17 protein-coding genes are annotated in these 19,595 nt (G+C 50.2%); 16 read left to right on the top strand and 1 reads right to left on the bottom strand.

From position 1 onward, the window contains the following. Positions 1-54: 54 nt before the first annotated feature. The 6 genes from IR195_RS17270 (at position 55) to IR195_RS17245 (ending at position 4,736) form a co-directional block, all read left to right on the top strand. Positions 55-990, top strand: a complete 936-nt coding sequence (locus IR195_RS17270; protein WP_146945073.1) for an ABC transporter ATP-binding protein — start codon at positions 55-57, stop codon at positions 988-990. Continuing rightward, positions 987-1,748 carry an ABC transporter permease gene (locus tag IR195_RS17265; RefSeq protein ID WP_146945074.1) on the top strand — a complete coding sequence of 254 codons (762 nt, stop codon included), beginning with the start codon at positions 987-989 and terminating at the stop codon, positions 1,746-1,748. Before IR195_RS17270 ends, IR195_RS17265 begins: the two co-directional genes overlap by 4 nt. A 53-nt stretch (positions 1,749-1,801) precedes the next feature. Continuing rightward, the gene (gene yejK / locus IR195_RS17260) at positions 1,802-2,815 is read left to right on the top strand and encodes a nucleoid-associated protein YejK (RefSeq protein WP_206048147.1); all 1,014 of its coding nucleotides are present in this window, start codon (positions 1,802-1,804) and stop codon (positions 2,813-2,815) included. A gap of 117 nt (positions 2,816-2,932) precedes the next feature. Continuing rightward, on the top strand, positions 2,933-3,385 hold the full coding sequence (locus tag IR195_RS17255; protein WP_206048146.1) for a tellurite resistance TerB family protein: 453 nt from the start codon (positions 2,933-2,935) through the stop codon (positions 3,383-3,385). Between the two features lie 90 nt (positions 3,386-3,475). Then, positions 3,476-4,069 carry an exopolysaccharide biosynthesis protein gene (locus IR195_RS17250; RefSeq protein ID WP_125751698.1) on the top strand — a complete coding sequence of 198 codons (594 nt, stop codon included), beginning with the start codon at positions 3,476-3,478 and terminating at the stop codon, positions 4,067-4,069. A 64-nt stretch (positions 4,070-4,133) separates the two neighbouring features. Beyond that, positions 4,134-4,736, top strand: a complete 603-nt coding sequence (locus IR195_RS17245; RefSeq protein WP_241006752.1) for a YqhA family protein — start codon at positions 4,134-4,136, stop codon at positions 4,734-4,736. 294 nt (positions 4,737-5,030) lie between these two features. On the opposite strand, the gene IR195_RS17240 is transcribed toward IR195_RS17245, so the two are convergent. Further along, positions 5,031-5,360, bottom strand: a complete 330-nt coding sequence (locus tag IR195_RS17240) for a hypothetical protein (protein WP_206048145.1) — start codon at positions 5,358-5,360, stop codon at positions 5,031-5,033. Positions 5,361-5,742: 382 nt separating this feature from the next. Here IR195_RS17240 and fliD (IR195_RS17235) point away from each other — a divergent pair, with 382 nt between their 5' ends. From fliD (IR195_RS17235) to murJ, 10 genes are all read left to right on the top strand, one after another. Beyond that, complete coding sequence (gene fliD, locus IR195_RS17235; protein ID WP_206048144.1) at positions 5,743-7,089, top strand: flagellar filament capping protein FliD; 1,347 nt, start codon at positions 5,743-5,745, stop codon at positions 7,087-7,089. A gap of 233 nt (positions 7,090-7,322) precedes the next feature. After that, a complete protein-coding gene (gene fliD / locus IR195_RS17230; RefSeq protein WP_206048143.1) occupies positions 7,323-8,726 on the top strand; it encodes a flagellar filament capping protein FliD in 1,404 nt (467 codons plus the stop codon). Between the two features lie 261 nt (positions 8,727-8,987). Beyond that, positions 8,988-10,175 carry a FliC/FljB family flagellin gene (locus IR195_RS17225; protein ID WP_125751686.1) on the top strand — a complete coding sequence of 396 codons (1,188 nt, stop codon included), beginning with the start codon at positions 8,988-8,990 and terminating at the stop codon, positions 10,173-10,175. A gap of 185 nt (positions 10,176-10,360) precedes the next feature. After that, entirely contained in the window at positions 10,361-14,206 is a 3,846-nt protein-coding gene (locus IR195_RS17220) for an FkbM family methyltransferase (protein ID WP_206048142.1), read from the top strand. Positions 14,207-14,209: 3 nt separating this feature from the next. Then, a complete protein-coding gene (locus tag IR195_RS20580) occupies positions 14,210-14,707 on the top strand; it encodes an acyltransferase (RefSeq protein ID WP_164517112.1) in 498 nt (165 codons plus the stop codon). Between the two features lie 282 nt (positions 14,708-14,989). After that, positions 14,990-15,760: an amino acid ABC transporter substrate-binding protein gene (locus IR195_RS17210; RefSeq protein ID WP_172422620.1), complete on the top strand. Its 771-nt coding sequence runs from the start codon at positions 14,990-14,992 to the stop codon at positions 15,758-15,760. A 102-nt stretch (positions 15,761-15,862) separates the two neighbouring features. Then, positions 15,863-16,531, top strand: a complete 669-nt coding sequence (locus IR195_RS17205; RefSeq protein WP_206048141.1) for an amino acid ABC transporter permease — start codon at positions 15,863-15,865, stop codon at positions 16,529-16,531. After that, positions 16,528-17,283: an amino acid ABC transporter ATP-binding protein gene (locus tag IR195_RS17200; RefSeq protein WP_206048140.1), complete on the top strand. Its 756-nt coding sequence runs from the start codon at positions 16,528-16,530 to the stop codon at positions 17,281-17,283. The genes IR195_RS17205 and IR195_RS17200 overlap by 4 nt, the downstream gene beginning before the upstream one ends. Positions 17,284-17,575: 292 nt before the next feature. Continuing rightward, complete coding sequence (rpsT, locus tag IR195_RS17195; protein WP_125751671.1) at positions 17,576-17,842, top strand: 30S ribosomal protein S20; 267 nt, start codon at positions 17,576-17,578, stop codon at positions 17,840-17,842. Between the two features lie 109 nt (positions 17,843-17,951). Beyond that, positions 17,952-19,529, top strand: a complete 1,578-nt coding sequence (murJ, locus tag IR195_RS17190) for a murein biosynthesis integral membrane protein MurJ (protein ID WP_125751668.1) — start codon at positions 17,952-17,954, stop codon at positions 19,527-19,529. The last annotated feature ends 66 nt before the right edge of the window (positions 19,530-19,595 follow it).

Raw genomic sequence — 19,595 nt, 5'->3', positions numbered from 1 at the left:
GCCGAACATCCGTCAAGCACCGCGGCAATACTGTCGCGGTGTGAGGAGCACGCCTTGAACGATCCCATTATTACTATTGAAGGCTTGAACAAAACCTATGAAGGTGGCTTTCAAGCCCTTAGCCGTGTGGATTTAACTATTCAGCGCGGCGAAATTTTTGCCCTACTTGGCCCCAACGGGGCGGGCAAAACAACGCTAATCAGCGTGGTATGTGGGCTGGTAAGCCCAACCCAGGGCCACGTCATTGTCGATGGCTATGATAGCGTTAGCCACTATCGTCAGGCTCGTGAACGAATTGGTCTTGTGCCTCAAGAACTGACCAACGAAGCCTTTGAAACGGTATGGAACACGGTTAGCTTTAGCCGTGGTTTGTTTGGTAAGCCACCTAACCCTGCGCATATTGAGAAAGTGCTTAAGTCGCTGGCCTTGTGGGACAAACGCAATAATCGTTTGATGACCCTTTCCGGTGGCATGAAGCGCCGCGTATTGATCGCCAAAGCGCTCTCTCATGAACCACGCATTCTGTTTCTAGATGAACCCACCGCCGGGGTAGACGTCGAGCTACGCCGTGATATGTGGGAAGTGGTACGCGGGCTGCGTGATAATGGTGTCACTATCATTCTCACCACCCATTACATTGAAGAGGCCGAAGAAATGGCCGACCGCATTGGCGTTATTAATCGCGGTGAGATTGTCTTGGTGGAAGAGAAAGCAGCGCTGATGAAAAAGCTTGGCAGCAAGCAGCTAACGCTGCAGCTACACACGCCGCTCTCCGCACTGCCTGCATCTCTTGATCAAGACGAGTTGAGCCTGGCAGCCGATGGCTATGAATTGGTGTACACCTACGATGGCCGTCAGGAGGAGGACGGGCGCGGTATTTCTGCGCTGCTCACCCAGTTGGAGCGGGCGGGCATTGGCTTTAAAGATCTGCATACCCGGCAAAGCTCGTTGGAAGATATTTTCGTCGATTTGGTAAAGGAGCGCCCATGAATCTCTACCCCGTTCGTGCCATTTATATGGCGGAAATGGCGCGCACCCGCCGTACTTTGCTGCAAAGCATTGTATCGCCAGTGATTTCAACCTCGCTTTACTTTGTGGTGTTTGGCGCGGCGATTGGTTCACGCATCAGCGAAATTAACGGGGTCAGCTACGGGGCCTTTATTGTGCCTGGTCTGATTATGCTGATGCTACTTACTCAGAGTGTCTCTAATGCCTCGTTTGGGATTTTCTTCCCGAAGTTCTCCGGCAGCATTTATGAAATTCTCTCAGCGCCCATCTCTTATTTAGAAGTGGTGGTGGGCTATGTAGGCGCGGCTGCCTCGAAATCAATTATTTTGGGGCTGATCATCCTGGCAACGTCCAGCTTATTTGTGCCGCTGGAAATTGCTCATCCGATTTGGATGCTGACCTTCCTGGTGCTGACCGCCGTCACTTTCAGCCTGCTGGGCTTTATTATCGGAATTTGGGCAGATGGTTTCGACAAGCTGCAGCTGGTGCCTTTGTTGGTGATCACTCCGCTAACGTTTTTGGGGGGCAGTTTTTACTCCATTGATATGCTGCCGCCGTTTTGGCAAACCGTAACGTTAGCCAACCCCGTGGTCTACTTGGTCAGTGGATTCCGTTGGAGCTTCTACGGCATTGGCGATGTTAGCTTAGCGGCTAGCGTGGCAATGATCATGCTCTTCCTGGCAGCCAGCCTTGCCACCATTGCCTGGATTTTTCGCACTGGCTATCGCTTAAAGCCTTGAGTGCGCCAATGTCTTATTTAGCTGTTCTTCTGATAAAAAGGTAACTCCCGCTTATGCCGCTACTGCAAAGTATTGTGCACCGCCTTGATCCATCACTAGATGGTGAACGTTTGACTGTCACGGCGGCACCTGCGTCAACACCCGCGGCCAACGATGACCCAGTGATGGCAAGCTTGGTAAATTCGCTAAATGACACCTACAACACCAAAGCCAAAGGGTGGGGAAGGTTTGCTGAGCAGGGCGAGCAGGCTGGGCCGCTGGTCGCTTGGCTGCAAGCCTATATGGCAGAAGAGCAAGATTTTACCCAGCTTTCTATGGCGATTGCCGAGCGCTTGGCGCAAACACTACAAGAGCAGCTCTCCGTTAGCGGCTACTTAGTGTTCGCACATCTGCGCCAGGGCGATACCGAAACGCTATTTTTAGGCTTAGTTCATCAGCGGGAAGGTATTGGCATTAACGCAGAGCACCAAGCAGTGCCTGCCGCGCAGCTTAATACCAGCCAGCTCACCTTGGCGGCACGGGTAAACCTTACCCAATGGCAGAGCGACTCTGAAAGCACACAGTATGTGTCGTTTTTAAAAGACCGCGGCGGCAAAAAGCTAGCCGATGGCTTGATAGCCCTGTTGGGAATGGAAGAGGGCATTGATGCCCCTGCCGAAACCCGCACGCTGTTGAAAGCCTTCAGTGATTACGTCGAAAAAGAGGACTACGACGACGAAGCCAGCCGAGAAAAAACTGACACCCTGGTTGACTACGCCAACGAGCAGCTGCGCCGTGGCGAGCCAATGACATTAGAAGAACTTTCAGAGCTGGTGGACGAAAAGCAGCCCAAAGCGTTTTACGACCATATCCGGAATGCTGACTATGGCCTTTCTCCAGAGATTCCGCCGGACAAGCGTACTATCAGTCAGTTCCGGCGATTTACCGGACGCGCTGGGGGCGTATCGATCAGTTTTGACTCCCACCTACTCGGGTCCAGCATTGAGTACGATGAAAACCAGGATCGCCTGATTATTAAGCAAGTGCCCAAGCAGCTAAAAGAGCAGTTGGCGAAGCGTAAGGAGTGATAGGTGAATAGTGAGGAGTGGGTGGGCGCTTAGGTGTAAAGGGCACTAAATGCCGCAACGCCAGTCGAAGTAGCATGTTTATTAGATGTGACATGTATATCAACAGGAGCGCTTAACGTGCTGGATGCCATTAGCAATTTCTTCCAACGCGCGCTGGCAGAACCTGAGCAGCGTGATAATCAAACTCTGACGCTAGAGCTGGCAACGGCGGCATTACTCTGTGAGGTCATGCGCGCCGATTACGATAAAAGCGATGCTGAACGCGCCGCGCTGAAGCAGATGCTAACCAGTCGTTATCACTTAAGTGAGAGCGACGTTAACGAATTAATGACGTTGGCGGAAGCAGAAGTGGATGATGCCGTCGATCATTATCAGTTTGTTAGCCTGATAAAAGAGCACTACGGCTATGAGCAGCGCTGCGAGTTGGTAACGTTAATGTGGCAGCTTGCTTGGGCAGACGGCAGTATCGACCCGCTTGAAGAGCACCGTATCCGGCGGCTGGCAGATCTTTTGCACGTTAGCCATAGTGATTTTATTCGCAGCAAGCTTGCCAGCACGCCCCAGGCCTAGCGGCTCCCTTCCGGCTCAGCAGAACCTCCCAGCCGTCGACATAACCATTAATAGACCCATTGATATAGGGCTCGGAGCGCAGATACGCCAATGAGTGATATGCAGGATGCATCGAACTTAACCGAACTGATTAATACCATGGAGCGAATGGAGCGTGAAAAAGCCAAGGTAAGCGTAGACGACGTGGTGCACGCGGTGGGCAGGCGTTCATTTGGGCCTCTCTTGTTGCTTGCTGGGCTAATTACACTTGCGCCTATTATTGGTGATATCCCCGGCATGCCAACGCTTATGGCGGCGTTGGTGTTACTCACGTCGGTACAACTATTGCTGGGAAGAGAAACGTTCTGGCTGCCCAAATGGTTATTAAACCGTTCGCTTTCCCGCAACAAGTTCGATAAAGCCATTCACTACATGAAGAAGCCCGCTAGATGGGTGGATAGTTTACTGGGTGTGCGTCTAGCGTGGATGACCGGCTATATCGGGATACGCGTTACCGCCGTGATGTGCTTGTTTATCGCCCTAGCCATGCCGCCGATGGAGTTTATTCCGTTTAGCGCCAACGGCGCGGGCTTAGCGCTTACCCTGTTTGGTTTAGGCTTAGTTGCCCGAGATGGCATTATGCTCTCGCTGGGTTTTCTACTCACCGGGGCGACGTTGACGGTTGTGCTGATCAACGTGCTATAAATTCGCCTACGACCATCCTAATGCCGCCTGAGCTGGCGGCTGTTTAAAGGAGCAAGCAGATACCATGTCTGATCCAGCGCCGTCTGAGTCATCATCGAACTCGCCATCGCCACATTCAGCACTGCCGCCTGCGCCCAAAACGCCCCGTGAGCAATCTCCCTGGGAGCGGCGGATTGAAACGCTGCTGTGGAATTCTCGCTTTCTAGTAATGCTGGCGGTAGTGCCGAGCCTATTGGGCTCACTGATGCTGTTTATTGTGGGTACGCTGGATATCTTAACCGTGGTGGGCGACGTACTGCGTTACTATCTGGTGGGTAGTTCTCAAGATATCCACGATACCCTGGTGCCGGACATCATCATTGCTGTTGATGTTTATTTAATAGCGATTGTGTTGTTGATCTTTGGGCTGGGTATCTATCGGCTGTTTGTTTCCCGAATCGATCAGGCGGAAGTGCGCTATCCCAAACACCCGTTTAACGTAGGCTCGCTGGATCAGCTCAAAGACAAGATTGCCCGCGTGGTGATTTTGGCGGTAATTATTGAGTTTTTCCGCGCTGTGGTGGATATCCGTTTCACGACGCCACTGGAAGCCATCTACCTCGCGCTTTCGGTGCTGGCGCTGGCGGCAGCGCTGTATCTCATGAGTCTTGGGCATAAGGGGGAGTGAGACGAATCGTCGGGCTGTCTCTTAAGCGAGTGAGTTAATACCCGCCGAGGGTAAATTACGCAAACATTATCAATCACTGCTAGGCTGGAAATGTTATCCCAAGGTGTTGCTCTCTTTGAAGCAAGCCTTTAAACGCAAAAGCAAGGAGTGCCGTTATGCGTAACATTATCTATATTATTGGTCTAATCGTTGTTGTGCTGTTTATTCTATCGCTACTTGGACTGCGTTAAGCACACCGCGCCAATAGAAAAACGCCCGCAGCCCTTTTTTCAAGGGGCTGCGGGCGCTTTGTATTTACGCGCAGTCGGCAGCGCCCTGGCCAAACATATCAAACATTAGTTCCCGTCCCATCGACGTCAGTACGAAACAGTCGTAGTCGTTAAATTCAGCGGCACCGCTCTCTTCAAGCACCTGTTGGCATGTTTTCCAGCTAGGGCATTGCCCCTTCAAATGAGCTAGCTCACGCCGGGCAAGGCCACGCTGTGGCAAGGTAATAGTTTCGAGCACATGGCCGTTATCGTAAAGCAGCTCGGCAACGCTAGAAAGGCAGTGGCGTAGGCTGCGCTGCACATGATAAGCGGCAGACGCTACGCTGGATGCGGGGTGTGACACCTCGGAAGGCATAAGTCGTTCTCCTGCAAATAGCCCCAAAATGGGCTTGTTGCAGCGCATTATAAAGCAATGTGAGTATTAGACCAAGGTCTATGATGGGTTGGTGTCAAAGCCACCATCGACCTTTTTCTGACACATTTCTGTCATCTAGATAATTCAGCATGTAAGCCGCTAGGGGAAAAGCAAAAAATATTAATTAAAATTGATGGTGTTATGGTTTTTTAGTTTTATGTAAGCGTCATTCTTTACAATTCATTACTTTTTAGTACGTAAAAAAAAGCCAAATAGGCTCAAGTCTAAGCTTTAATGGCCGATAGTATTAAATATAAATCACATTCTTATGTATGAGCAGCGCCAGCGTGTTGGGCGTTATTTAAAAAAAGGGCAGTAACTTATGGCTTCCATTTCATCACTCGGTATTGGCTCAGGGCTCAAGCTCAATGAATTGCTGGATCAACTGCAAGATGCTGAGCGAGGGAAGTTGAAGCCTATAGAGCGTCAACTGGAAACCCAGCAGACCAAGATTTCTGCTTATGGTCAGCTGCAAAGTGCGCTTTCCAAATTTCAAACTGCAGCCGCTGAGTTAAACGACAGTGCGCTGTATGAAAGCCTTTCCACGAATGTAGGAGGCGATGCTATTACTGCCACGGCAGACGGCGAAGCGCAGCCCGGTAGTTACAATGTCACCGTTAATACACTCGCTACTCGTGGCACGCTGGCTTCCGAAGGTGTTGCTGAACTGGATGCGTCGCTAACGACCGCTGAGCAAACGCTAACCTTCTCATTCGGTGATGGGTCCAGTAAAGAGGTCACCATCGGTGCGAATAGTAGTCTGGAAGATATTCGCGATGCGATTAACGCCAGTGAAGATTCAGGCGTTAACGCCACTATTGTGAACGACGGCACCAACTACCGGCTGGCGCTTAGTTCTAGCGAAACCGGTGCGGACGCCTCTATTACCGGCTTTAGCTTTTCAGGCACCGAACCCTTCGCTGCGGACACCGATAATACTCTGCAAGCAGGCACCGATGCCGCGTTAACGGTGAATGGTATTGCTATCACCAGTCCCACTAATCAGGTTGAAGGAGCGATTCAAGGCGTGACGCTTAATCTGCAAGAGGAAGGCGATAGCACCGTGGAAGTCGAGCAGAATACACGCGCTGTTCGTGAAGCAATTACGGGCTTTGTCGATGCCTATAACGAGCTTAAGGGCACCATCGGCGAGCTGACCAGTTACAATGCGGAAACCGGCGTGGCAGGCGAGCTCAACGGTGATAATACGGTGCGCACGGTGGAATCGCGCATGCGCAGCATATTAAGTGGCGGTATCGAAGGTGAGTTCTCGATGCTTAGTGATATTGGTATTTCGCTACAGCGGGACGGCACGCTTTCTATTGATGAAAGCGAACTGGATAACGCCATTGTCAATAACCAGGATGCGCTGTCGGTGTTCTTTGCTGGTGACGCCGACGATTCAGGTATGGCTGGCCAGTTAAACCAAGGCCTAGACCAGTTATTGGGCACTAACGGGGCTGTGAAAGGCGCTATTACCGGGGCGGAAAATCGTGTGGAGTCCCTAGTGGAGCGCTACACCCGAACAGAACAGACCATTGAGCGGACCATTTCTCGTTACCGTACCCAGTTCGGCCAGTTAGATAGCATGATTGCCCAGATGAACCAAACCAGCAGCTATCTAACCCAGCAGTTTGATGCCCTCGACGCTCAGCTTGGGCGTAAATAACCGCTAAAGTAATTGGATGGTTGTTGAACGTCTACGCTAACGCCTGCTTCCTGCAGGCGTTTTTATTAGAAGTTTCTCATTTCTAGTAAAAAAGTATGAAAATCAGCGAAAGCGCGAAAAGGCGCTAAAGTTGTGCGCTTTTCTGCCGATAGCAGTGCTATTAAATAAACGGGCGTGTGCATGCGCGCCTGAGTCTTGTGGTTTAGCCTTTTGCACTGAGGAATACCCCCCGCATGGCGACGATAACCTCTCTTGGCGTTGGTTCTGGCCTTGATCTCACCGGTTTGCTTGATCAGCTTCAAGTGGCTGAGCGAGGCAAACTCGTGCCGATTACGCTTCAAAAGAAGCAGCAGCAGGCGAAAATTTCTGCCTTTGGCCAACTTCAAACGTCGCTGAACGCGTTTCAAGACGCGGTCGCCAAAATCAATGACCCCAAGCTCTATCAAAGCCTTTCAGCCAATGTGCGTGGCACTGGTGGTGGAGAAGCTATTAAAGCGACTGCCGCCGCTGATGCGCTGCCGGGCAGCTACCGGGTAGAGGTCAGCCAATTGGCCACCTCTGGCACGCTAGCTTCAAACCGCGTGGGAGAGCGGGACGCAGCCATGGATCTACAAGGGGCAACTGCGCTGCAGCTAACCTTTGGCGATGGCGAGAGCGTCGCTATCAACATTGCAGAAGGCAGTAGCCTTGCGGATATTCGTGATGCCATTAACGCTGATAAAGATGCTGGTGTTAACGCCACGATTATCAACGATGGCACGGGCTACCGGCTGGCACTGAGTTCTAAAACGACCGGCGCAGACGCTTCTGTTGAAAACTTTAGTTTTGTAGATGCCGGTAGCACCGTAGTGCTTGGCCCCTTTGCTGAGGATGCGGCAACGAAGCGCTCAGGGGAGAATGCCGCGCTTACGGTTAATGGTATTACGATTAGCAGTGCGGAAAACAGTATTGAAGGTGCGATTCAGGGGGTAACGCTTAACCTTACTGAGCTTGATATCGTGGACGGAGAAATGGCTTCCAGTACCATTAATGTTGAGCGCGACACGCTAAAGCAGCGCGAAGCGATTAATGGCTTTGTAAAAGCGTTTAATGACTTAAAAGGCACTATTGGCAAGCTCACTCGCTTTACCGGCGATAGCGAAACCGCTGGTGAGCTATTGGGCGATAACACCGTGCGCACCATCGAATCCCGGCTGCGCAGTATATTAACCGGTGGGGTAGAAGGCGGTGAGTTGTCTACCCTTAACCAGCTAGGCATCACTCTGCAACGAGATGGCAAGCTCAAGGTCGATGAAGAGACGTTAGATGACTTGATCGCTAATAATCCCCAGGCACTCAATGCCTTTTTTGCCGGTGAAAACGAGGGGGAGGGTATGGCGGGTAGACTAAACACCACTATCGAACAGGTGCTGGGCAACAACGGCGTGGTCAAGCTGGCGATTAGCGGCGCGGAAAACCGTGTAAAAAGCCTGGACGACCGTTTCGAGCGTATGGAAAAAACCATTGAAGGCACTATCTCTCGCTACCGCACCCAGTTCGGCCAACTGGATGCGATGATTGCCCAGATGAACAGCATGAGCAGTTACCTCACTCAGCAATTTGACGCTCTGGATAGTCAGCTCGGCCGTAAGAAATAACCTTAGCGCTTCGGTTGAGTAGCCATAGATAAGTAGGGCGGTGTAACGAGCGAAGCGAGGCATCCGGAATGGGCGGCGTAAGCCGCCCTTTTGTTGCTCATGTAAAAGTAAGTTTCTCACTCTGCAGTTACCAAACATTACATCTTTTTTTACTAACCGCCCTAAAGATTCCTCTCGCCGTGCCGTTAATTCTAATAACGGCGCACAAAGTGGCCGAATAGCAGGCCTTCCGGCCAGTGTTCATGCAAGGAGAATCACACCATGTCAGTGATCAATACCAACATTACCTCCATGATTGGCCAGTCCAACCTGTCCAAATCACAAAGTGCCCTGACCACGTCTATGGAGCGCCTAAGCTCTGGTCTGCGTATCAACAGCGCTAAAGACGACGCAGCTGGCCAAGCCATCGCCAACCGTATGTCTAGCCAAATTACTGGCCTGTCTCAAGCACAGCGTAATGCCAATGACGGTATTTCTGTTGCACAGACTGCTGAAGGCGCATTGAACCAGGTCAACGATAACTTGCAGCGTGTTCGTGAGCTGACGGTTCAGGCACAAAACGGTACCAACAGCCAGGATGACTTACAGTCCATTCAAGACGAAATCAATCAGCGTCTTACCGAGATTGACCGTATTTCAGAACAGACTGATTTTAACGGCGTTAAAGTATTGTCCGAAGATCAGAGTCTGTCTATTCAAGTAGGTGCCAACGACGGTGAGTCTATCGACGTTGTCCTGGAGAAAATCACTTCTGACACACTAAATTTAACCAGCTTCAATGTAAACGGCCCGGGTGAGAATCTTGGCGCAGCTGTCGCTGCAGATTATGAAGCTGCCTACGGTCAGGGTACTGGTGTAACTACCAATACTGTTAACGACTTCTCCGCTGATTTGGCTACTAACTTAGGTGTTAGTGCTGCCGCTGTAAACAGCGCTGGAACTGCTCAAGTTGATGATAACGGTAACTGGTACGTTGACGTTACCATTACTGCTCAAAATAACGCTGAAGCAAAAGCACTTGGTTTACAGGGCATCGAAGCGACTTCCGGCACTGCGGTAACCTTCCAAGTGGCACTTGATCCCTCAGAAGCCACTGTCGCTACTGGTAATACCACTGCTGCCTATACTGTTACTGGCACAGACTTGGGTGCAAAAGACCTGCTAAGCTCTGCGTCCACTAACCCGATGGAGAAGCTTGATGCGGCCCTTAAACAGGTCGATGAGCTGCGCTCTGGCCTGGGTGCCGTTCAGAACCGCTTTGATTCTGCGATTACCAACTTGCAGACCAACGAAACCAACCTCTCTGCCGCTCGGTCACGTATCGAAGATGCTGACTATGCAACAGAAGTAGCTAATATGACCCGCGCACAGATTCTGCAGCAGGCGGGCACCTCTGTACTGGCACAGGCTAACCAGATTCCGCAGAACGTTCTTTCACTGCTGGGCTAAGCCATCGTACTACTTATCCGTACTTTCGGATTATCTACAGGCCTCCTTTATGGAGGCCTGTCTTGTTTTGCGGCTGGAATGAAATCAGTTAACAACTATATTCAGCGCTTTTCGTACCTTTGAGGGGAGGGGGCATCAGATATGATGTCATGCATAGCTTAACCGCCTTCAGGATGTTCTCTACCATGTCGAATAAAAAGCCCTATCGCTCATCAAATAATGCTCGCCAGCGCACTTTGGATACGAGAGGAACAGCGCAAGCATTGAAGAAAGCCAGAGCGCTAACGGAGCGTCAGCCAAAAAATATTTCTGCGTGGAAGCAGCTCAGTGCAGAACTCTCAGAGGCAGGACATCTACAAGAAGCACTTGAGGCATTAAGTAGCGCAATTTCTTTACAACCAAATGATGCCGAAGTGTTAGCGCTACAGGGGAGAATGACGCATCAAATGGGCGACCCTGATCAAGGATTGGCGTATTTACAGGCGGCTATCGAGTTACGCCCTAATTACGCTAAAGCACAACACTATATTGGCTACATCTATTATACCCAGGCACGTTTTGATGAAGCGCTACAGCATGCCGAAATAGCTTGCGAGTTGATGCCCGACGATGTGGATATGCTTAACACATTGGGCAATATTTTGATGCAAAAGTTTGAGTATGGACGGGCAAGAGATGCGCTTGAGAAAGCCGCAAAATTAGCGCCTAATAATTATTTATCCTGGAATAATCTGGGTAATGTTTACAATGCTATTGGAGATCTGGATAAAGGACTTGAAAGTTACGGTAAAGCTCATCGTGTTAATCCCCATGCGCCGGGTCCTTTTTCCAATATCATTACTACATATCACTACCACCCTGATAAGACAGGTGAGGAAATTACAGCGCTATGCAAGCAGTGGGAAAGTAAATTTTTATCAAGTATTACCACGCTTTCTTATGCTAGCCACAATAATCCTAAAAAACGCCTTAGAGTTGGATTGATCTCAGATGGTTTTCGTGGACATCCTGTTGGAAGAATGATTACTTCGGCACTGGAATGTGTTCCAAAAGACCAGATGGAGTTTTATTTTTATAGTACTAACCATGCTTCTGATGGTATTACCGAAAGGCTGAAGTCAGTAGCTACACAATGGATGAGTGTGCAACCGTTAAAGGATCAGCAGGTAGCTGAGAAAATTGTACATGATGGCATTGATATTCTGATTGATTTAGCTGGCCATAATGCTGGCAATAGAATATTGGCCGTAGGTATGCGCCCAGCTCCGATACAGGTAAAGTGGGTAGGCGGGTTGATTAACACTACAGGCTTGTCGGCCATTGATTATTTAATCAGTGATCGCATTGAAACACCTAAAAGTGTTGATGAAGCATATGTCGAAAAAATAATACGCTTGCCTGATGACTATATTTGCTATGTGCCGCCAAATGGATACGAGCCAGATGTGGGGACATTGCCTGCATTTAAGAATGGTTTTGTAACATTGGGTTGTTTTAATAATGCTAATAAATTAAATGATGTGGTGTTGGAACAGTGGTCTAGCATAATGAAGGCGCTACCTGGCTCTAAGCTATTGCTAAAAAGCATGCAGTATAAAAGTGAAGAACGCTGCCGAAAAGTTAAAGAAACAATGGCAAGGTTCGGTATTGAGAGTGATCGGTTACTTATTGAGGGGCCTTCATCGCACGCTGAGCTTTTAAATGCGTATAATAAAGTTGATATTTCCTTAGACCCTTGGCCTTACTCTGGTGGCTTGACCACTTGTGAATCATTTCTAATGGGCGTTCCGGTAGTGTCTTTCCCAGGGCCGACCTTTGCTGGGCGCCATAGTGCTACCCATTTGATCAATGCGGGTATGCCAGAACTTGTAGTGAGCTCTTGGCAAGAGTATCGAGAAAGAGTTTTGGAGCTTGCATCTGACTTAGATAGCCTTGCCACTATTAGGCAGCATCTTCGTCAAGTTTTATTAGAGTCGCCCGTATGCAATGCGCCTCGTTTTGCAAAACATTTTACCAATGCAATGCGTGCCATTTGGCAACGTCATTGTGAGGGAAAGCAGCCTGCCGCTTTAACGTTCGACAAAACTGGACAGGCACAGTTTGTGGATGAAGAAACACCCGTTGATATTGTCTATGCAGAAAGTATGGAGCCTGAGGTGGCCGGGTTTAAATGGTCGCTATCTAGCAAGATTATAGCGCTGGACAATGGGGCAAGGTTAGTTGTTGAGAAAGGCATTGAAACCCTTAGGCAATTAAATTCATTTGGCATAGTGGCCTTCGATCCAGCAAGCCAAGTAACAAATCCTGAGCGGTTTGAAGGCAGCAATGATGTGCAAGTCTTTACCCATGCTGTTTTAGGCGACGGCAATCAAGCAACGCTTTATTCGTGCTTAGATCCAGCAATGAGCAGTACTTTGCAACCGCTGCCTATCGGACAGCAGCACGGGGCTAGCCCGGAGGGTGCTAACGTGCTTGCCAAGCTGCCGATCAATACTATTGCGTTAGATTGTATCGAAGGGCTTGAAAGCTTGGATTGGTTGATTCTTGATCATCTAAGCGATTCCACTGCAATTCTTGAAAATGGCGAAAGAGCACTTAAAGATACGCTTATTATTCAAGTGCGTATTGCCTTTCAGCCGACGCACCAGCGCCAACCTAACCTCGCGGAAGTGCAGCACTGGATGAGCCGTCACGGTTTCCGTTTCTACCGCTTCAACAATGAGCAACACCGCAGCCACCTGCCAGAAAGCGTATCTGACAAGCAGCGCCAAGCGACGGAGTTGCATAATGCTGATGCTGTATTCTTGCCTAGCCATGAGCGTATGGCCAGCTTAAGCAATCACCAGCGCATCAAGCTTGCTTTTCTGTTACATACTATTTACGGCATCCGCGATATGAGTTACGAACTCTTGGTCGGTGTAGATAAAGCAAAGGCGGAAGAGTATTTACTTTCAGAAGGGATGGTGAAAGCCCCGGTAAATGAGTTTGATAATGAGAACGTGGTAACGCCTAAGCAAGCATCTGAGTTGCCCGTAGTTAATCAAACAGTAGCAGACAATATTTCTCAAGATATTGACGCATTATTAGAGCGTTATACTGAATTACAGAGCGATAATACTACCCAAGATGCGGCTAGTAGTAATGTTACACCTCAGTCTTCCGAGCTTGAAAAGCCACGTACAAAGAATAAGCCTATAAGCTTGTGGAAGCTCAATGAGCCAATCAGTGTAGTAGATGTCGGTGCCAATCCTATCGATGGGACGCCTCCTTATGCGGAAATGCTCAAGCAGGGGCTTGTGACGTTGGTTGGTTTCGAACCACAGAAAGAAGCACTGCAAAAGTTGCAAGCTATGAAAGGGGCTAATGAGACCTATCTGCCACATGCAGTCGGTACCGGCGAGCATGCCAAGCTTTATATCTGTCAAGCCTCGGGCATGACTTCAACGTTAAAGCCGAACAGCCAAGTGCTTAATCACTTTCAAGGCTATCCAATCTGGGGAAAGGTGAAGTCGGTCGAGGAAATCGAGACCGTACGGTTAGATGATATTGATCAAATAGAAAAAATAGACTGGTTGAAAATTGATATCCAGGGCGGAGAGCTTAACGTTTTTAGAAACGGCGAAAAAAAGTTGAAAGATACCTTGGTGATTCAGACAGAGGTTAACTTTATTCAGCTTTATGAAAATCAACCGCTCTTTGCTGAGATTGACCAATGGATGAGGGCGCATGGGTTTATGCTGCATACTCTTTTAGAGCAAAGAAAACGAATTTACGCACCGATGAGAATCAATGGCGGGATTCATCAGGGTATAAATCAGCTAACTACTGCTGACGCAGTATACGTCAGAGATATTAATACTTTACAGGAGGCTTCTGTAGAGCAGCGTAAAAAATTGGCGATTATTTTGAGCAAAGCATACGGAAGCTTCGATTTAGCTTACCGCTTATTGATGAATGAAGATGGTTGTAGTGAAAAGAGCTTTTTCAATAAAGTTGTCGGAAAAAAAATTAACGCTATTTCAGTGGATTAAAAAATGACACAGGAAACGCAGTTCCTGAGCTTGCTAAGAACCGCAAGTAAAAGTGATTTGCAGATTTTGGCAAAACTTTTAAGCCCATATTTGGCCGAAATAGAGCTTCGCCAGACAAAAGTATGGGGAGATCGTAGTCGTCTGCACCTAGATAATATTACGATTCCTTTGAATGACCTTTTGCTTAATACACGTTCAGGTCATATTACAATCGAAAAAGATTGCTTTTTTGGTCATCGTTGCATGTTGCTGACGGGAACGCATGATTACGAAAAAACCGGCTTAGAAAGATTAACAGCTGTCCCTGATAGCGGCCGAGATATCCACATCAAACAGGGGGTGTGGCTAGGTTCTGGTGTCACTGTGCTTGGGCCTGCCGTGATAGGGGAAAATGCTGTTGTCGCAGCGGGCAGTTTAGTTGTTGGTGATGTTCCGCCTAACACTATTATGGCGGGGCATCCTGCTAAAATTATTAAAAAAATTGATGGAAGTGATGCCTAATGAAAGTATGGGCTTCCTCATCTTTTTAAACGTTGAATGGTAGTAGTCGAGCAATGTTTACAATCAATTTGGGAGACCGGAGCCTTTTAATAGCGCGAACACGCCATCATCACGATAGCACCACCGGTTGCTCCTAAATTCCAAAAAGAACTAAAGAATAGGTTTATTATTTCTTTTTTGCTGGTATCTTGGCCTCATTGCACTGGTCGATGTTCGACGAACGTCGCAACCAGTGCTCACATTTAAAGCAGGGCGCCTCGGTGCCACTGAGAGGGAGATATGATGACGAATGTGAGCCGTTGGAAAAAAGCCGTTGCTGTTCTTTCGCTTAGCGTTGTGGGTGGTGTGCTGTCTGCCGCTGCTTATGCAGATACGCTGCGAGTCGGCATGTCTGGGGGGTACTTCCCTTTTACGTTTGTTGAGCAAAACGAGCTGAAAGGCTTTGAAGTGGATGTCATGAATGCCGTTGGTGATGTGACTGGCGATGAGATTGAATTCGTGACAGCGAGTTTCTCTGGTTTGGCGGGCATGTTGGAATCGGGGCGCATTGATACCATTGCTAACCAAATTACCATCACCGATGAGCGCAAAGCGAAGTACGCCTTCACCGCACCGTATGTTTACGATGGTGCCCAGGTTGTTGTACGGGCAGGTAACGACACTATTCAAGGGGTTGAAGATTTATCCGGCAAAAGCGTTGCGGTCAATCTAGGCTCTAACTATGAGCAGTTGTTGCGTGAACAGCCTAATGCTGATGAGATCGATATCCGTACCTACGAATCCAACGTCGAGCAGGATGTGGCACTTGGCCGTATCGATGCATTTGTGATGGATCGCGTTAGCGCTAGCCAAGTGATCAGCGAGCGCGGCTTGCCGCTTGCATTGGCCGGCCAGCCGTTCACCATCATAGAAAACGCGCTGCCGTTTCGTGATGATGAAGAGGGGCGTGCTCAGCGTGACCGCGTAGATGCCGCTCTGGAAGAGCTGCGTGAAAACGGTACATTAGGTGAAATATCGCAAAAATGGTTCGATACTGATATCACCCAGCCATAATCGCGGCGTTTATCTTTAGACGACCAGCAACTGATTGCGGCCGTGGCACTGCCACGGCCGTTTCGCTTATAGCGACGTTGCGAAACTGACCTTGGAATAACCATGCTGAATGTGGAGTATATGTGGGGCCTGTTGCCGGTCCTGCTGAGCTATTTACCGTTAACGCTGCAAATGGCGAGCATCGCCATGCTGTTGGCGCTGATCATTGCCTGCCTGTTGGCGGTCATCCGGGTATCGCGAGTGCCGGTGTTGAACGGCGCGGCAATGCTGTTTATCTCGTTTTTTCGTGGAACGCCGCTGTTAGTACAGCTATTTTTGTTCTATTACGGCTTACCCCAGCTGATTAACGCGCTGATTTCCATCAACGGAGTGACGGCCGCAGTGCTGGGCTTAACGCTGCACTTTTCGGCCTACATGGCGGAATCCATTCGCGCGGCGATTGTCGGTATTGACCGCAGCCAGACCGAAGCAGCGCTGTCCATCGGTATGACCCAGTCTCAATTGATGCGGCGGATTATTCTGCCTCAAGCCACCCGCGTGGCAACGCCAACGCTGATGAACTACTTCATCGATATGATTAAAGCGACTTCCCTGGCGTTTACCCTGGGTGTCACCGAAATGATGGGCGCTACCCAAAAAGAAGCCTCGGGCAGCTTTCTCTACCTGGAAGCATTTCTGCTGGTGGCGATTATTTACTGGGTGGTGGTGGAAGTGCTTTCCTGGGGGCAGCGCCGTCTGGAAACGTATCTGAATAAGGCGTACCAGCGATGATCACCCTCGAATCTGTCAGTAAGCGTTTTGGCCAGCAGCCAGTGTTTTCGGACGTTGATTTGCACCTGGAACAGGGTGAAATCATCGTCATTATTGGTCCCTCGGGTACCGGCAAATCAACCCTGTTGCGCTGTATTAACTTTTTAGAACGCCCAGAGACGGGGCACATTACGGTAGGCGATTTAAGAGTCGATGCCCGGCATGCTAGTCGTGCCGATATTCTGGCGCTACGCCGACGAACCGCTTTTGTATTTCAGAACTATGGATTGTTTGCCAACAAGACGGCGTTAGAAAATATCAGCGAAGGCATGATTGTCGTGGATAAGCTGCCTAAGGCTCAGGCACACGCTCGGGCAAGGGAGATTCTAGAGCGCATTGGCTTGGCCGATAAGGCGGATGCTTACCCAGCATCGCTTTCCGGTGGCCAGCAGCAGCGGGTAGGCATTGGGCGTGCGATGGCCGCGAATGCTGATGTGATTCTATTTGACGAGCCAACCTCATCGCTGGATCCGCAATGGGTGGAAGAGGTGCTGAGCTTAATGAAACAGCTCGCCGCCGAGCAGCAAACCATGATTGTGGTGACCCATGAAATGCAGTTCGCCAGAGACGTCGCCGACCGGGTGGTGTTTATGGATGAAGGGCAAATTGTCGAGCAAGGGTCGCCCGAAGCGCTGTTCACCAACCCTCAAGATGAGCGGACACGGCGTTTTCTGCGCAAAATTTTGGCGCCAACGGGGCAGGCATTGCCATAACGGATGAGTGGCGATCCGTGCGGGAAAAGCATTGACAAGCGCTGGCAAGCCCGCTTAACGCGTGATAGACTACGCCATCCTCTCAGACAAGACCCGTGGGCGGGCAGCTTTTGAACTGCTCGTTACACCATTTGGCAGCGTTTTAATTGCTTCCAAATCAATTGGTTGTTGTGGAAAGATTCTGACGGAAATGTCGTGTCATGGTGAAAACCTAGTGGCGAAAGCCGACCGACAATCACATAGTTAATCCGTTGCCGTTTATTGGCAACCTTTATTCTCCAAGGAGATACCTGTGGCGAACAGCAAGCAAGCACGCAAGCGCGCCCGCCAGGCCGAGACTCGTCGCGTCCTGAAAGCCAGCCAGCGCAGCAAGGTCCGCACTTACATCAAGCGTGTGATCAAAGCGATCAGCACCGGCGATCATGGCAAAGCGATGGAAGAGTTCCGGGCAATGCAGCCGGTTGTCGACCGCATCGCTGATAAAGACGTTCTTTCTAAGAAGAAAGCTGCACGTCTGAAAAGCCGCTTGAACAAGCGCATTAAGGCTCTGGCGGCGTAAGCCGGCAGGCGCCATAAAAAAACCGGCTGCGGCCGGTTTTTTTGTGTCTATACGTCGCGTTACCCGCGGCGACTTTGGGTCTCTTGTTTTAGTCGCTATGGATTGAGTGATGACCGCCAACACACCACCGCAAGCAAATATGTCGCCCCCGCGCCGCGGGTTGATGCGCTCTGGGTTAGTGGTCAGTGCCATGACCATGTTGTCGCGTGTGATGGGGTTGGTGCGCGATGTGGTGGTTGCCACCTTCTTGGGGGCAGGCAATGGCTCGGATGCGTTCTTTGTTGCGTTTAAAATTCCTAATTTTCTGCGTCGTTTGTTTGCCGAAGGGGCGTTTAACCAAGCCTTTGTGCCAGTGCTTTCAGAGTACTCAACCCAGCGCAGTAAGCAGGAAATTCGCGAGCTGCTGAACGCAGTAGCAGGCAGTCTGACCGCTATTTTGGCGCTAATAACCGCGTTGGCGATGCTGGGTGCCCCGTGGTTAGTGTGGGTGTTTGCCCCTGGCTTTGGGCGCGACCCCGAAAAGTTGGCCATGACAGCTGACATGTTGCGCCTGACGTTTCCCTATTTGCTGCTGATTTCGTTAACCGCTTTTTCGGGAAGCGTGCTGAATACCTGGAACCGCTTTGCGGTGCCCGCGTTCACCCCTGTGCTGCTGAATATTTCGCTGATTGGCGCGGCGCTACTGTTAATGCCGTTAATGGAAGAACCCGCCATGGCGCTGGCCTGGGGGGTGTTGATTGCGGGTGCTGCCCAGCTAGCATTTCAGGTGCCGTTTTTGCTGCGCCTTGGGTTGCTGCCGACCCCGTGGCCAAATTTTGCCCACGAAGGCGTGAAGCGCATCCTGAAGCTCATGGCTCCCGCGCTGTTTGGCGTATCGGTTTCGCAAATTAACTTGCTGCTGGATACGGTGTTGGCCTCGTTGTTAACGGCGGGCAGCGTGTCTTGGCTGTACTACTCAGATCGGTTGGTCGAACTTCCGCTTGGGGTCTTCGGTGTAGCGATTGGCACGATTATTCTGCCGGCACTTTCCAAGCGCCATGCGGAGCAGTCCACCGAACACTTTTCTGCGATGTTAGACTGGGCCATTCGCGTCGTGCTGCTGCTGGGAGTGCCGGCCGCGCTGGCACTGGCCGTGCTGGCAGAACCATTTTTGATTACCTTGTTCCACTACGGGGCAATGACCGATACCGATATTCAAATGGCCGCCATGAGCCTACGCGCTTACGCCTTTGGATTGGTGGCGTTTATGCTGATCAAGGTGTTGGCACCGGGATTCTTTGCCCGCCAGGATACTAAAACACCGGTCAAAGTGGGCATTATCGCCATGGTGGCTAACATGGTGTTTAACCTGCTGTTAATTTGGCCGCTTGCTCACGCAGGCTTGGCATTGGCGACCGCACTGTCGGCGTTTTTAAATGCTGGACTGCTAGGGTATCTGCTCTACCGCCAGAAGGTGTTGGTCTTTCAGCCAGGCTGGGGACGCTATGCAGTACAGTTGGTGGGCGGTAGCGCGTTGATGAGTATTGCGCTTTATCTGGCTGCCCCCGACTGGCAGGAGTGGCTTGATTTTGCACTGTGGCAGCGCATTCGCTGGGTAGCGGGACTCGTGGTATTGGGTGGTGGGCTTTATTTTGCCTGGCTGGCCGCGTTTGGCCTACGGCTGCGTCACTTTAAGATGAATAGCTAATGTGCAAACAGGCAGCGTTAGGGTGATAAAGAAGGTGATGCCAGGGCGAACGTAATCTTCCCCTGC

Origin of the sequence: Vreelandella venusta (genome assembly GCF_015689495.1) — a bacterium.
Taxonomy (GTDB): domain Bacteria; phylum Pseudomonadota; class Gammaproteobacteria; order Pseudomonadales; family Halomonadaceae; genus Vreelandella; species Vreelandella venusta.
The sequence above is the reverse complement of the archived record's forward strand: the minus strand, read 5'-3'. Positions and strand labels throughout refer to the sequence as shown.